The following is a 14,320-nucleotide window of genomic DNA, read 5'->3' as shown; positions in this document are numbered from 1 at the left end:
ATGTCCGCCATGCTCGACGACCTGATCGCCCAGGTCCTGAAACTCGAAATCCAGCTCATCTCCGCCCGTGCCCGCCTGGAGGCCAGCACCGACGACGAGGCCCTGCACGACCTGCGCATCAACCTGCGGCGCCTGCGCAGCCTGCTGCGGCCGTTGCGTGGGCTGCCGGTGGCCGATGTGCTGATCGAGGCAGCTCGGGAACTGGGGCGGATCACCACGCCGTTGCGCGACCTGGAGGTGCTGATCGCCGAGCTGGCCCGCCACCACCACGAGCGCCTGGCCGAGCCCCGCCGCCTGCGCCTGCGCCAAGGCTGCCGCGAGGTGCTCCAGGCCCCGGCGCTGGAGCGGCTGTTCCAGGTGCTCGACGCCTGGCCGCAGCTGCTGCGCCTGTCGGCTCGGGAAGGCTTGCTGGAGCAGCCGCGCAAGCGCATCCGCAAGCGCCTGCTGAAGGACTGGGCCCGCCTGGAGCAGGCCCTGGCCGATCCGGCCCATGACCGCCACGCCCTGCGCCTGCTCATCAAGCGCGCGCGCTATGGCGCCGATGCCTACCCCGGGGTGGTGGAGGTGCCGGAGCGTACCCGGCGCCTGCTCAAGGGCGCCCAGGATGCCCTGGGCAAATGGCACGACCGCCTGCAGTGGCTGGCCACCGCCGAGCGTGAGCCGGACCTGGCCCCGCGCACCCGTGCCTGGAGCACCGCCCTGCATGCCGCCGAGCTGCGGGCCGACCGCGTGCTGGAGAAGTTGCAGGCACGCCTGGGCTGAGGTGCCGCCGCTGGCGTTTATCCCCTCCGGGTTGTCGGGACTCGCTTGAAGTTCGGCTTCCGGGGGGCGGGGGCTTCCCCTACCATCGCCCCATCCTAGAGCCGTGGATGAGATCCCGATGACCTTCTTCGAATTGATGCAGGCGGTCCGGAAGGACCCGCTGGACGTGACTGTGCCCGCTCGCTGGGCCCAGGGCCGTGCGAGCTTCGGCGGCCTGGTGGCGGCGCTGGCCTATGGCGCCATGCGTGATAAGGCCCAACCGGGCCGGCCGGTGCGTTCCCTGGCGATCACTTTCGTCGGCCCGATGGAGGCCGAGGTGCCGGCCCGCTTCGAGGCCGAGGTGCTGCGCGAGGGCAAGGCGGTGAGCCAGATGTTCTGCCGGGTGCGCCAGGGCGAGCAGACCGTGGCGGTGGTGCAGGGCAGCTTCGGCGCCGCGCGGGATTCGGCAATTGCCGTGGAGGGCGAACCGGCCCCCGTGATCAAGGCCCCCGATGCCTGCCAGGAGCTGCCCTACCTGCGCGGCGTGACCCCCGAGTTCACCCGTTACCTGGCGATGCGCTGGGGCATCGGTGGCATGCCGTTCACCAACAACCCCAGCCGTGAGATGGGCGGCTGGGTGAGGCTGCGTGGGGAGGTGGAGGAAGCCCCGGTGGACGAGGCGCTGCTGCTGGCCCTGGTGGACGCCTGGCCGCCGGCGGTGCTGCCGCACCTGCGCTCGCCGGTGCCGGGCAGTTCGCTGACCTGGACCATCGAGTTCGTGCAGCCGGCGCCGGCCCTGAGCACCCTGGACTGGTGCCTGTACCGCGCCGAGATCGACCACGCCCGGGATGGCTACGGCCACATCTCCGCGCGGCTCTGGACCCCGGCGGGCGAGCTGGTGGCGCTGAGCCGGCAGACGGTGGCGGTATTCGGCTGAGTCAGACCGCCAGCTCGACGCGGTTGCGACCGGCGAGCTTGGCGGCGTAGAGGGCCTTGTCGGCACGCCCCAGCAGGCTTTCAAGGCTTTCGCCGGGGTGCAGTTGGGCCAGGCCCAGGCTGACGGTCAGGTGCAGCGCCTGGCCGTCGGGCAGTTCCATGCACTGGCCCTCGATCTCGCCACGCAGGCGCTCGGCCACCTGCCGGGCCGCGTCCAGGGTGGCCTCCGGCAACAGCGCGGCGAACTCCTCGCCGCCCAGCCGACCCAGCACATCCACTTCCCGCAGGGTGGCGGTCATCGCCCGTGCCGCCGCCTGCAGGGCTTCGTCACCGGCGCTGTGGCCGTGCTGGTCGTTGACGGCCTTGAAGTGGTCCAGGTCCATCATCAGCAGGCAGCAGGGGTGGCCGAAGCGGTCTTGCTGGCGCAGCAGGTCACCGGCGCGCTGCATGAAGGCGCGGCGATTGCCCAGGCCGGTGAGGGCGTCGGTGGTGGCCAGGGTCAGCAACTCCTGTTCGAGCCGCTTGCGCGGGGTGATGTCGTAGCTCCAGACCAGGTAGGCCGGCTCGCCGTCCACCTCCACCAGGCGCCCTGAGATGACGCCCCAGTAAGGTTGCTGGCGGCCCAGCCGGGCTTCCCAGTCATCCAGCTCGCCACGGGATTCCAGTGTGGCGCGAAACCGCTGGGCTTCCTCGGGGTCGGTGAACAGCTGCTCGAGGGCGACCCGGCGCGCCCGCGCCCAGGCGTGGCGCCTCAGCAGGCGCTGGGTGACGAAGTGGACCTTGCCGGAAAGGGTGCCGATGAGGGCCACGTCGCTGGGGCTGGCTTCGAGGATGTCCCGCAGCAGCTCGCGGCCCTGGCGCAGCTCGCGGGTGCGGGCGTCCACCCGCGCCTCCAGGCTCTGGTTCAACTCGCCCAGGCGCTCGGCCAGGCGTCGTTCGCGCCGGTAGTTGCGCACCAGTTGCAGCATCAGCAGCGAGCCGCCACCGAGCAGGCCGCAGAGGGCCCAGGCCAGGTTGTGGAAGTAGCGGTAGAGGTGCTGGCGCTCGCCGTCCAGCTCGTTGGCCAGGGAGATGTTGGCGGCCACCATCACTTCGTGCATGGCGAGCTGCAGGGGTGGCAGTTCATGGATCACCTCGCCGGCAAGCTGCCTGGCCGTGTCGCGGTCCTCCCAGCTGGCGCGCTGCTGCCAGTGGAGGCTGAGCTGCTCCACCTGGCGCAGGGTGCCGTTCACGTCCGGTCGGGGGCGGGGCAGGTGGGCGAACATCGGGTGGTCGGAGAGGTCGCGGGTCAGGCTGCGCAGCACGCCCAGGCGCACGGTGAAGGCCGAGGGGCTGCTGCCCCCGCTTTCCAGGCTGCGGGCCTCCTCGACGAGGCGGCCCATGGCGTTGCGGATCTGGTAGGCCTGCCACAGCTCGCCATGGGAGGTCGGGTGGCCCAGTTGCCGGGCCTCGCGGATCACCATCCACAGGCAGCCGGCCACCACCACGGCCATGCCGGCCAGCAGCGCCAGCAGGACGAACATGACCATCCGCTGGCGGGCGATGTAGGCGGCGTTGTCGGGCAGGCGCTCGGGCATGGCTTACTCGATGAAGATCTCGCTGAGTTGCCAGATGGCGCGGTTGTAGTACTTCTGGGTCCGCAGTTCGTGGTGCTGGTCGAACGGGTACATGAGGAACAGCGGCCCGAGGGATTCCACCGGCATCGGCTGGCCGTCGCGCTGGTAGGCGATGACCGGGGAATAGCGGCTGATGTCGCTGGCCGGGATGATCACCGAGTAGTCGTTCAATGCGCGCATGCGCAGCTGGGCATCGGCCGGTGGGCTCACGTGCAGCTGGCGCAGCAGGTAGGCCAGGGGCACGCCGCGCCACTCGGAGACGCGATCATCTGCCGGGCCACGGGCCGTGACGGTGGTGGCGGGCATGCTCTGCAAGGTGCGCAGGGTGAAGGTGCGGACGGGTTGCCCAGGGCTGTGCACCCTCAGGGCGGGCAGGTCCAGCGGGTAGGCGGCCTCATCTGCCCGGACCCAGGAACAGGCCAGTAGCGTCAGGAAAATGGTGACAAAAAAACGTCGCTTTAACGGCATGCGACTGTCCTCGGGCCTCGTGGTGCCAGCATATCGTCAGCATGCCGGCAGGCTTGAGGGAATCCGACGAAACGTGATGGCGCTTTGATGTCCGTTCAGGAGCGGTTCCGCCAGTTGCGCCACCAGCCGCCGCTGAAGAGGAAGCGCGGGAAGGTCACGAACTGCTCCATCAGGATGCGTCCCACCGCATCGCGGCGGCCCTCGAAGGGCTCCGGCGCTTCGTGCTCCAGGCGGTGGCCGTGGCCTTGCAGGGCGAGCGAGGCCAGCACGCCGATGACCCCCAGCGCCAGGGGCAGCCAGGCCAGGTCGAACAGGCCGGTGAGGATCACCAGCACCGAGACGACGAACAGCGGCACGGCGATCAGGTGCAGCACGAGGTTGGTGGGGTTGCGGTGGTTCCTGGCGTAGGTGCGCCACTGCCAGCGGTGAAGATCGGGATGACGTTTGCCCATGTGCGAATCCTCCGGGATTGGCGGGCAGTCTAGGCCGGCCCCGAGGGGGCCGGCGAATGGGTCTTCTCTATGGGTGGGATAGAAGCGGCTACAGCTTGAGCTGGCGGATGGCGCGGGACAGTTCGCTGGCCAGTTCGGCCAGCTCGTTGCTGGTGGCGGCGGAGCCTACGGTCTGGCCGACGGTGAGTTCGGTGACGTCGCGGATGCGCACCACGGCGCGGGTCATTTCCTCGGCAACCTGGCTCTGCTGCTCGGCGGCGACGGCGATCTGGGTGTTGCTCTCACGCATCTGCGCCACGGCTCCGGCGATGGCGGCCAGGGCTTCGCCGGCTTCGTGGGCCTGCTGCACGCAGCTGTCGGCCTTGTAGGAGCTCTCCTGCATGAACTCCACGGCGTCCCGGGTGCCGGACTGCAGGGCGTTGATCATGGAGGTGATCTCGTCGGTGGAGTCCTGCACGCGGCGGGCGAGGTTGCGCACCTCGTCGGCCACCACGGCGAAGCCACGGCCCATTTCCCCGGCGCGGGCGGCTTCGATGGCGGCGTTGAGCGCCAGCAGGTTGGTCTGCTCGGCGATGCCGTGGATGACGCTGACCACGCTGCTGATCTTCTGGCTGTCCTCGGCGAGGCGGCCGATCATCTCGGCGGTCTGCTGCACGCCGCTGGACAGCCCGGCGATGGACTCACCCACGCGGCTGACCACCTGCTGGCCATTGCCGGCCAACTGGTCGGCGGTGCGCGACTGGTCGCGAGTGTCGGCGGCGTGCTGGGCGATGTGGTGGACGGTGGCGGACATCTCGTTGATGGCGGTGGCGGCCTGGTCGGTCTCGCTCTGCTGGCCGAGCATGCCCTGGCGGACCTCGCCCATGCTGCCGGCGAGGCGGGCGGCACCTTCGTCGAGGCGGGCGGTGACCTGGGCGACGGTGCCCACCACGCGCTGGAAGCCCGACTGCATGGCGTTGAAGGCGCTGGCCATCTGGCCCACTTCGTCGCGGCTGTCCAGCGGGACGCGGGCGGAGAGGTCGCCGCTCTTCTCCACGTGGAGCATCACGTCCTTGAGGGTGTTGAGGTGGCTGAGCAGGAAGCGGATCAGCAGCTGCGAGGACGCCAGCAGCACGATCATCAGCAGGAACACGGTGACGGCGTAGTTGAGGGTGCGATCAGCGAACACCTCGATGAAGCTCGGCCCTCGGGCCAGCACGGCCACGCGCTGGCCCTGGCCGGCGTCCTGCACCTGGGCGCCGATGACCGGGTCGCTGCCGAAGAGGTTGTCATGGGGGAGGTCGACCCAGCCACTGGCACGGGCCAGCGCCGAGCCATCGACACCGCGCACATCCGGGCTGCTGCCGCTGGCGAAGACCACCATGTCCCCACCGCCGGGCAGGGCCTGGCCGCTCGGCCAGGCCTTGAGCAGCTGCGCCCTGGATTGCGCCGCCTCGCGGGCAGCCTGCTGGCGGGCATCCTGCTCCAGGGAAATTGCATGCAGCACCAGGAGCAGGGTGGTGGCGAATGCCACCGCGTTGACGGCCCAGAACTTGTACTTCAGTGACAGGTCGCGAATCCATTTGCCCATGGGATCGTTCTTCTTCTCGGTATGGCTGTTGGCAAGGTGCCAGCATTGTTTCGCAGCACTCTGACGCGAAACTTGATCCTTATCAATTCGCACTTTCGCACGAAGAGGTTAGGCGATATCTGGCAGCCCAAAGAACTGACGAGCGCATGCCGTGCTGTGTGAGGCGAGCTGTTCCTGGGACTCGCCCCGGTGCAGCGCGACCTCCCGCAGGACTTCCGTGAGGAAGGCCGGCTCATTGCGCCCATGCTTGGGTTTCGGCCGCAAACTGCGAGGCATTAGGTAGGGCGCATCACTTTCCAGCATCAACCGACCGGCGGGAATGTCCCGCACCAGGGGGTGCAGGTGGGTGCCGCGGCGCTCATCGCAGATCCAGCCGGTGATGCCGATGTGCAGGTCGAGGTCCAGGTAGGCGTACAGCGTGCGCTGCTCGCCGGTGAAGCAGTGCACCACGGCGGCGGGCAACTGGTCGCGGAAGGGGCGGAGGATCGCCAGCAGGCGCTCGCTCGCCTCACGCTCGTGGAGGAACACCGGCTTGCCCAGCTCCACGGCCAGCGCCAGCTGTTCTTCGAGGGCCTTCTCCTGCAGCGGGCGGGGGGAGAAGTCGCGGTTGAAGTCCAGGCCGCATTCGCCCACGGCGCGCACGTCCGGCTCGCTCAGCAAGGCCTTCAGGCGACGAGCGGTATCGGCGTTCCAGTGGCTGGCATCGTGGGGGTGGACCCCGGCGGTGCTGAACAGCCGTTGCCGCTCGGGGTCGAGCCGGCGGGCCAGTGCCAGAGCGGCTTCGCTTTCCTTCTCGCTGGTGCCGGTGAGCACCATCTGCACCACGCCGGCAGCGATGGCGCGCTCCAGAAGGGCTTCGCACTCGGGGGCGAAGCTCGGGTGGGTCAGATTGACGCCGATGTCGATGAGTTGCATCTTTCCTACCTCTCTGATGCGAGCGGGGCAGGATAGCAAGCGCCCGATCAGTCGAAAAAGCCAATATTTACGTGGGGTTATGCGGGTTCGTCGGCAGGGCGACCGCCGGTGGCTGGCAATGCACTGCGGGCTGTGACACTCTCCGCGCCCCCCCCGCTGGCGCCCAGGGAACTCCCCTGTGGCATGGCGTTCTCAGTCGCTCGGGTTCGCATGGTGCGGGCCGTACGGGTCCGGAGATCAGATGACGCGAATCCTGCCGCTGCTCGTGTGCCTGCTGGCCCTGCTGCCGTTCCCGGCGGCGGCGCGCCTGGCCGGCCCGCCGGAGAACTGGCAGCAGCCGAGCGAGGCCCGCGACCTGGCGCAGATCCGCCGGACCGGTGTGCTCAAGGTGCTGGTCAACCAGAGCCGCAACAGCTCTGGCGAGGTGAAGGGCCAGGCCATCGGCGTCGAGTACCACCGCATCCGTGCCTTCGAACAGTTTCTCAACCGTGATGGGCGCCCGCTCGAAGTGCGCATCATTCCCCGCCCCAAGGACCAGCTCGCCGCCGCATTGCTGCGCGGTGAGGGCGATCTGGTCGCGCCCGGTGAACTCCTCGATCCCCGTGCCACTTCGGACGTCAGCGCCAGTGCGCCGGTGCGTGAGCACGTGCCGCTGGTGCTGGTGGCGCGCACCGGTGACCGGCGTTTCCAGCGCCTGGAGCAACTGGCCGGGCGGGTGGTGACCCTGCCTGCCGGCAGCGGCGCGGCGGAGGCGGTGCGCAAGGTGAACCGGCAGCTCGCCCAGCGCCACCTGGCGCCCATCGCCATCGAGTGGGTGGACCCGAGCCTGGCGGTGGAAGACGTGCTGGAGATGGTGCAGGCCGGCATCTATTCGATGACGGTGGTGGAGCAGCCCATTGCCGAGCGTTGGGCCAAGGTGCTGCCCAAGCTGCGCATCGACCGCCACCTGGTGCTGGACAACCAGCGCGACATGACCTGGTACGTGCGCCGCGATGCGCCGATGCTGCGGGCCAGCATCGACCGCTTCCTGGCGACCTACAAGACGCCGGCGGACCAGGACGCCACCTTCCAGCGCGTCTACCGGCGCCTCTACAAGGTGCGCTACCCGCTGGCCCGGGCCGATCGCCAGCGCTTGGAGAAGGTCCGCCCGGTGCTGCAGCGCTTCGCCGACGAGCATGCACTGGACTGGTTGAACCTGGCGGCGGTGGCCTTCAAGGAGTCCAGCCTCAACCCCGGTGCGCGGGGCGCCAGCGGGGCGACCGGGCTGATGCAGATCACCCCGGCTGCGGCACGTTCGGTGGGGGTGGGTGACATCCATGCGCTGGACAAGAATGTGCAGGCCTCGGCCCGCTACATGGCGAAGCTGCGCAAGGGCTTCTTCAACAGCGCCCAGCTCAACGAGCGTGAGCGCATGGCCTTCGTACTGGCGGCCTACAACGTGGGCCCGCAGCGGGTCCAGAGCCTGCGCGCCGAGGCTCGTCGGCGGGGGCTCAATCCCAACCAGTGGTTCTTCCAGGTCGAGCGCGTCGCCGCCGAGCAACTGGGCATGGGCGTGGTGAGTTATGTCAGCGCGGTCAACAAGTACTACCTGGCTTACGCCCGGGAGCGGGACGACCTGGAGGGGCAAGTCCGCGTGGCCAGTCGAGGGCGTAAATAATCGATTTTATCGATAGCGATTACGGGTTTTTTGCGATTTTAATATCGATAAATTTGGATAGGATGGCGTCCACCTGAACCCACAACGCTTCACAACGAAAGGAACAGCCACCATGTCGAACACCCTCAAGCGCCTCTTCTCCACCAACGCCGGCATCGGCATCACCCTGCTTCGCGTCGTCACCGGCCTGACCTTCATGGCCCACGGCTCGCAGAAGCTCTTCGGCCTGTTCGGCGGCTACGGCCTGGCCGGCACCGGCCAGTGGATGGAGAGCATCGGCCTGACCCCGGGCTACCTGATGGCCCTGATGGCGGGCAGCGCCGAGTTCTTCGGCGGCCTGGCCCTGGTGATCGGCCTGCTGGTGCGTCCGGCGGCGCTGTCGCTGATCGTGGCGATGGTGGTGGCGACCTTCAGCGTGCACTGGGCCAGCGGCTTCTTCATCACCGACGGTGGCTTCGAGTACGCGATGATCCTTGGCCTGATCGCCGCGACCCTGCTGGTCGAAGGGGCCGGGCGCTACTCCCTGGATCGCAAGCTGGCGCAATAACCCGGCGTTCGCAGCAAGCCCTACACACAAAACCCGAGGCAGTCACTGCCTCGGGTTTTTTCATGGGCGGCTTATGGGGCGGCCTGCTCGGCGCGACGGCTGGCCAGCTCCAGGGCGGCATTCAGGCGCAGGCGCTCGCGTTCGTCGAAACGCTCCTCCGCCAGGCGCTGGATGGCCTGACGCCGGTCTGCCTCGCTCAGGCCTGCGTTGGCTTCGATGCGCAGTTTCTCCTCCTGGAAGGCGGCGATACGGCGATTCCAGCCCTGCCGGCGGCTGTCCAGTTCCTCCAGGCGCTGGGTGGCCTCGGCGCCCACCAGTTGCTGGCGCAGGCGGCGGATCTCCGCGGGGCTGGCCCCTTCGGCCTGCAGGCGGCTGGTGGCGGTACGCAGTTCCACTTGCAGTTGCGGCAGGAGCGCATCGTGCAGCTCCTCAGGCAATGCCTGGCGCAGCCGGTCCACGGCGGCCGCCTTGGCGTCGTCGTCGAGGCTGGCGTCGTGGCGGATGGCCAGGCGCTCGAGGGTGAAGCGGTTGTACGCCTCTTCGCGGGCGAAGAACGCCTGGTGCGCTTCCGGGCTGAAGATCCGTGCGCGCAGGGCGGCCACGGCGTCCTCCCGCTGGCGCAGGGCCGCGAGGTCGGTCTGCTGGGGCAGGTCGCGTTCCAGTTCGATCAGTTGCCGCTTGTAGTCCAGGTACTGCTCCAGCAGTGCCAGGGCCTGCTGCCGGGCGGGCTCCTGCAACTGGCTGGCGACGTAGTCGCGCAGGCGTTGCACGGTGGTGGCCAGGGGCTCTTCACCCATGGCGGCGAGGAAGTAGTCGAACAGCAGGCGTATGTCCTCCTCGATCACCAGGTTGCCGGCCGCATCCACTCGCAGACGGCCATCGACTTCCGTCCCGGCGAAGGAGGGCGGGAGGGGGGCGATGGCTGTCGGCAGCGGCGGTGGGCCGGTGAGCGCAGGTTCGGGAGATTCGATGGGTTCGGCCGCTTGCGGGGTGATGGTCGGGAGTGGGCTGCCGGTGCCCGGTTCGGCCTGCTCGGCGCCCTGGTGAAGGAACACGGCAAGGCCGCCGGCGAACAGCAGCGGGATGGAGAGAAGGCGCTTTTTCACGGTGACCTCGGATGAGGGACGGAGCCCGGAGGCTCCGCCCATGGGGTTACAGCCCTTCGTTCTTCAGGCGGTTGGCGTGCTGGCGGTAGACGCTCACAGGCGGCGTCTCGAACAGGCTGACCAGGCCGAACAGGTGGTTGACCTCGTCCAGGTGGTTCATGCGGTAGTCGTCACGCACGACCCTGCCCAGGTGGGAGCTGCAGCGGCCGACCAGCCCGTCGTTCTCCTGGCCCTTGAACGGCAGCGAGGTGATGAGCAGCAGGGGATCGCTGATATCGAAGGGGTTGGTGAGGGTACGGACACCGCTCCAGGAGTAGTAGCGCACGCCCCGGGCCGCGTAGGCGCCTTCGCCGCAGACGGTGGTGGGGACGCCCTCGGGGAAGCGGGCGTTGAACTGGGCCGAGCCGACGGGCGTGAGGGATTCCAGTCCGGCCAGGACATCCTGGGGCAGGTTGCTGGAGCTGCCGGACATGATGTGGATCACCTTGCCGATGGCGTTGGCGATGTTGGCGAGGAAGGCTTCGCCGGCGGAGTCCCGCGGGATCTTGCGCAGGAAGTCGGCGGTGGCGGAGCCTTTGTGGGGGCTGCCGACGGAGGTCACCGAGGCCACCAGGTTGGGACGGATGCCGGCGACGTAGCGCGCGGTCGGGCCGCCGTGGCTGTGGCCGATGAGGTTGACCTTGGGCTTGCCGCTGATGGCGACGATGTCTTCCACCTGCTCCAGCAATTCCTCGCCGCGGGCCTCGGTGGAGTTCAGCTGGCTGACCTCGGCGACATACACGGAGGCGCCGTGGCGGCTCAGTCCGTAGGGGATGCCGTACCAGTAGTCCACTCCGAGGATGCTGTCGAAGCCGAACATGCCGTGGGCCAGGACGATGGGGTACCGGGTCTGGGTGTAGCCGGTGGCGGCGAAGGACTGGGCGGAGGCGAGCAGGCCGGCGCCGAGGGCGAGGGTCAGGAAAAGTTTGCGTTTCGTCATGAAGTGCTTGCTCTTGCGGTTGATGGATGGGGACGCGGCGCTTCCCGCAAGGTGGCGTCTCGTCCGTGGAACGCTCAGGGCAGTCAGTTGGGGCTCTTCTTGAAATGGAACTGGGCGTCTAGTCGGGGGCCTGGCCGGCCCCCGTGGCCCGAAGCGGGGGGAGTATGCGCGCCGTTACATGGGCGGCTTGAGCGACTCGCCAGTTAAATCCTGTAGGACGTTGCTGAGGAATCGGCGGCTTCGCTTGGGTTGCCGTTCAGGTAGGCCTGGGCATCGATTGATCCCCGGCCCCTGGACGTGTCGGTCGCGGCGCTGCGGCGCGAAGCCCGGTGTGCCGCGCGGACGGGTGCCTGTTTCGAGGGCGCTACTGGACGGACTTGTCGTCTTTCCGGCTGGCCAGTTCCATGGCGGCGTTCAGGCGCAGGCGCTCGCGTTCGTCGAAGCGCTCTTCGGCCAGGCGCTGGATGGCCTGGTGCTTATCGGCCTCGCTGAGCCCGGCATTGGCTTCGATGCGGGTTTTCTCTTCCTGGAAGGCGGCGATGCGGCGGTTCCAGCCTTGCCGACGGCCGTCCAGTTCCTCCAGGCGCTGGGTGGCTTCGGCGCCTACCAATTGCTGGCGCATGCGGCGGATGTCCGCTGGGGTGGCGCCTTCGGCCTGCAGGCGACTGGTTTCCACCCGCAGTTCGGCCTGGAGCTGGGGCAGGACGGCATCCTGCAACTCCTCGGGCAGGGACTGCCGCAGGCGGTCCACGGCCTGGGCCTTGGCGTCGTCGTCGAGGCTGGGGTCATGCCGGATGGCGAGGCGATCGAGGGTGAAGCGGTTGTACGCCTCTTCCTGGGCGAAGAACGCGCGGTGGGCCTCCTGGCTGAAAAGGCGCGCGCGCAGGGCGGCGACGGCATCTTCCCGCTGGCGCAGGGCGGCGAGGTCGGCCTGGCGGGGCAGGTCGCGCTCCAGTTCGGCCAGCTGGCGCTTGTAGTCCAGGTATTGGTCCAGCAGGGCGAGGGCCTGCTGGCGGGCGGGTTCCCGCAGCTGGCTGCCGATGTAGTCGCGCAGGCGCTGCACGGTGGTGGGCAGGGGCTCCTCGCCCATGGCGGCGAGGAAGTAGTCGAAGAGCCGGCGCACGCCTTCTTCGATCACCAGGTTGCCGGCGGCGTCCACCTGCAGGCGGCCATCCACCGTGGTACCGGCGAAGGAGGGTGGCAGGGCAGCAACCTTCGGGGGCAGGGAGGGGGCGGCGTCGCTGGCGGTCGGTTCGGGGGAGAGGGCCGGGTCGCTGGCCTGCGGGGCCGGTGCGGTGACGACAGGCGCGGCACGGCGGGCCTGGCCGGTGTCGATGTAGAGCAGGGCGGCGAGGCAGCCGGCGAACAGCAGGGGCAGGGACAGCAGGAGTTTCTTCACGGGCACCTCGAACAGGGGGCGGGGCCCGAAGGACCCGCCCGTTGGGTCACAGTCCGTCGTTCTTCAGGCGGTTGGCATGTTGCCGGTAGACGGTGACGGGGTCGGTCTCGAACAGGCTGACGAGGCCGAAGGTCTGGTTGACCTCGTCCAGGTGATTCATGCGGTAGTTGTCACGCACCACCCTGCCCAGGTGGGAGCTGCAGCGGCCGACGAGGCCGTCGGTGGCTTCGCCCTTGAAGGTCAGGGCGGTGGCGGCCAGCAGGCCGTCGCTGATGTCCAGCAGGTTGGTCATCGGGCTGGTGCCGCTCCAGGAGTAGTAGCGCACGCCATTGACCTGGTAGGCGCCTTCGCCGCAGGCGGTGGTGGGGATGCCCTGGGGGAACTTGGCGTTGAAGCGGGCCGCGCCCTGGCTGTTGAGCGACTCCAGGGAGCCGAGTGCGTTCTGCGGCTGGGTGCTGCGGCTGCCGGAGAGGAAGTTGATGAGGCTGCCGAGGCCGTTGACGATGCCGGCCAGGACGGCTTCACCGGCAGAGCCCGGGGGGATCTGGCGCAGGAAGTCGGCGGTGGCGGAGCCCTTGTGCGGGCCGCCGACGCTGGTGGCGGAGGCGATCAGGTCGGGGCGTACGCCGGCGACGTAGCGGATGGTCGGGCCGCCGTGGCTGTGGCCGATGAGGTTGACCTTGGGCTTGCCGCTGATGGCGACGATCTCTTCCACCTGTTCCAGCAGCTCTTCGCCGCGTGCCTCGGAGGTGTTCAGCTGGCTCACCTCGGTGACGTAAACGCTGGCGCCGTCACGTCGCAGGGCGGAGGGGATGCCGTACCAGTAGTCGACGCCGAGGATGCTGTCGAAGCCCAGCATGCCGTGGGCCAGCACGATGGGATAACGGGTCTGGGTGTAGCCGGTGGCGGCCAGTGATTCTCCGGAGGCGGCCAGGCCGACTCCCAGGGCGAGCGCGAGCAGGATCTTGTTGTTGTTCATCGGGTGCTCTCGTGGGTGGTGGAACAGGCAGTGTGGAGTGCGTCCCTGCTACTTCGCGCCCCGTCCCGGGGGCGCACATCGGCGTGGAGCCCGTGGCAGATTCCATGCCAGTGCGGGCCGCAGGTGCCCGTGCCTTCTGGGGCGGGCGTTTCGCCGTTGTTTACAGCCGTTCACCCAACGATGCGGGCCGTTTCCCTGTTACTGAGTGAAACGCGCGTTTGAGTCGTCTGCCCGTAACGGCCAACTGTGCACGGCGCGGTAATGGAGGCGGTCTTCGTGGTTTTCCGAAGAAAACAGGGTGAAGCGGTCGGCGACCCAATCGAAGGTTTGGGGTGCGCCCTCGGGGCGCTGGCGAGCCCGCCGGGCCAGGGTGACGTGGGGGCGGTAGGCGCGGCGCTCCTGGTGGAAGCCGGCGGCGTTGAGGCGCTCGGCGAGGGTTGAGGCCAGGTTCAGCAGGGCGGCGGGCGGCTGGCTGGGCGCCAGGTGCAGCAGCCCCTGCTGCCAGAGGTCCAGCCGGTCCAGGTGGAGGGGGAAGGCATCGGCCTGGATGCCGTCCGCCAGCGCGAGGAGCTCATCGAGGCGTTCGCTGGGTTGGCTGCCCAGGAAGGCGAGGGTGAGGTGCAGGTTGGCGACCGCCACCGGCTGGCCGCCGCAATCGAGGGTGTCGCGCCAGCTGGCCACGGACGAGGCGATGGGGTCGGGTAGCGGCAGGGCGAAGAACAGACGCAGGGGCGGTGTTGGCATGGCGATCCTGGGTGGAATTGAAGGGGGGAGGGTGGCGTTCGGAATCTTCCCAAAGGGTGACGAGAGTTGTCTTGACAGTGCTGAGGCGCCTTCTCTAGGATTTCGCCCCATGCGCCGATTTAAGACAGCTACTTGCAGGGCGCGGCAGGGGATTCCCCTCGAAAAATACTGCTAAAGCGCTGGTTCGGTGTCGCCTCCACCGCTGCCCAGC

General features: G+C 68.7%; 14 protein-coding genes. 4 read left to right on the top strand and 10 right to left on the bottom strand.

What is annotated here, in order from left to right:
• Together FBY21_RS10970 and FBY21_RS10965 are read left to right on the top strand one after the other, a co-directional pair.
• Entirely contained in the window at positions 1–762 is a 762-nt protein-coding gene (locus FBY21_RS10970) for a CHAD domain-containing protein (protein WP_044413820.1), read from the top strand.
• 118 nt (positions 763–880) lie between these two features.
• Positions 881–1,678 (top strand): acyl-CoA thioesterase, encoded by a 798-nt coding sequence (locus FBY21_RS10965; RefSeq protein ID WP_044413817.1) that lies wholly within the window; start codon positions 881–883, stop codon positions 1,676–1,678.
• Position 1,679: 1 nt separating this feature from the next.
• Here the strand turns inward: FBY21_RS10965 and FBY21_RS10960 are convergent, their stop codons facing one another.
• The 5 genes from FBY21_RS10960 to FBY21_RS10940 form a co-directional block, all read right to left on the bottom strand.
• Complete coding sequence (locus FBY21_RS10960; RefSeq protein WP_142010958.1) at positions 1,680–3,254, bottom strand: GGDEF domain-containing protein; 1,575 nt, start codon at positions 3,252–3,254, stop codon at positions 1,680–1,682.
• A gap of 3 nt (positions 3,255–3,257) precedes the next feature.
• Positions 3,258–3,761 carry a molybdopterin-dependent oxidoreductase gene (locus FBY21_RS10955; RefSeq protein WP_142010955.1) on the bottom strand — a complete coding sequence of 168 codons (504 nt, stop codon included), beginning with the start codon at positions 3,759–3,761 and terminating at the stop codon, positions 3,258–3,260.
• Between the two features lie 95 nt (positions 3,762–3,856).
• The gene (locus tag FBY21_RS10950) at positions 3,857–4,213 is read right to left on the bottom strand and encodes an Mpo1-like protein (protein WP_142010953.1); all 357 of its coding nucleotides are present in this window, start codon (positions 4,211–4,213) and stop codon (positions 3,857–3,859) included.
• An 88-nt stretch (positions 4,214–4,301) separates the two neighbouring features.
• Positions 4,302–5,783 (bottom strand): methyl-accepting chemotaxis protein, encoded by a 1,482-nt coding sequence (locus tag FBY21_RS10945; protein ID WP_107330620.1) that lies wholly within the window; start codon positions 5,781–5,783, stop codon positions 4,302–4,304.
• A 108-nt stretch (positions 5,784–5,891) separates the two neighbouring features.
• Entirely contained in the window at positions 5,892–6,698 is an 807-nt protein-coding gene (locus FBY21_RS10940; protein ID WP_044413805.1) for a TatD family hydrolase, read from the bottom strand.
• A 241-nt stretch (positions 6,699–6,939) separates the two neighbouring features.
• Here FBY21_RS10940 and FBY21_RS10935 point away from each other — a divergent pair, with 241 nt between their 5' ends.
• Complete coding sequence (locus FBY21_RS10935) at positions 6,940–8,355, top strand: transglycosylase SLT domain-containing protein (RefSeq protein ID WP_044413802.1); 1,416 nt, start codon at positions 6,940–6,942, stop codon at positions 8,353–8,355.
• A 112-nt stretch (positions 8,356–8,467) separates the two neighbouring features.
• Entirely contained in the window at positions 8,468–8,902 is a 435-nt protein-coding gene (locus tag FBY21_RS10930; RefSeq protein ID WP_044413799.1) for a DoxX family protein, read from the top strand.
• A gap of 71 nt (positions 8,903–8,973) precedes the next feature.
• On the opposite strand, the gene FBY21_RS10925 is transcribed toward FBY21_RS10930, so the two are convergent.
• The 5 genes from FBY21_RS10925 to thpR form a co-directional block, all read right to left on the bottom strand.
• Positions 8,974–10,008: a lipase secretion chaperone gene (locus FBY21_RS10925; protein ID WP_142010951.1), complete on the bottom strand. Its 1,035-nt coding sequence runs from the start codon at positions 10,006–10,008 to the stop codon at positions 8,974–8,976.
• A gap of 46 nt (positions 10,009–10,054) precedes the next feature.
• Positions 10,055–10,987, bottom strand: coding sequence for a lipase family alpha/beta hydrolase (locus FBY21_RS10920; protein WP_142010946.1), 933 nt, complete (start codon positions 10,985–10,987; stop codon positions 10,055–10,057).
• 364 nt (positions 10,988–11,351) lie between these two features.
• Entirely contained in the window at positions 11,352–12,386 is a 1,035-nt protein-coding gene (locus tag FBY21_RS10915; protein ID WP_142010944.1) for a lipase secretion chaperone, read from the bottom strand.
• Between the two features lie 46 nt (positions 12,387–12,432).
• Positions 12,433–13,365: a triacylglycerol lipase gene (locus FBY21_RS10910; RefSeq protein WP_142010942.1), complete on the bottom strand. Its 933-nt coding sequence runs from the start codon at positions 13,363–13,365 to the stop codon at positions 12,433–12,435.
• A gap of 198 nt (positions 13,366–13,563) precedes the next feature.
• Entirely contained in the window at positions 13,564–14,109 is a 546-nt protein-coding gene (thpR, locus tag FBY21_RS10905; protein WP_142010939.1) for an RNA 2',3'-cyclic phosphodiesterase, read from the bottom strand.
• Between the last annotated feature and the right edge of the window lie 211 nt (positions 14,110–14,320).

The organism is Pseudomonas sp. SLBN-26 (assembly GCF_006715895.1).
GTDB lineage: Bacteria > Pseudomonadota > Gammaproteobacteria > Pseudomonadales > Pseudomonadaceae > Metapseudomonas > Metapseudomonas otitidis.
This window is presented reverse-complemented; position numbering and strand designations above follow the sequence as displayed.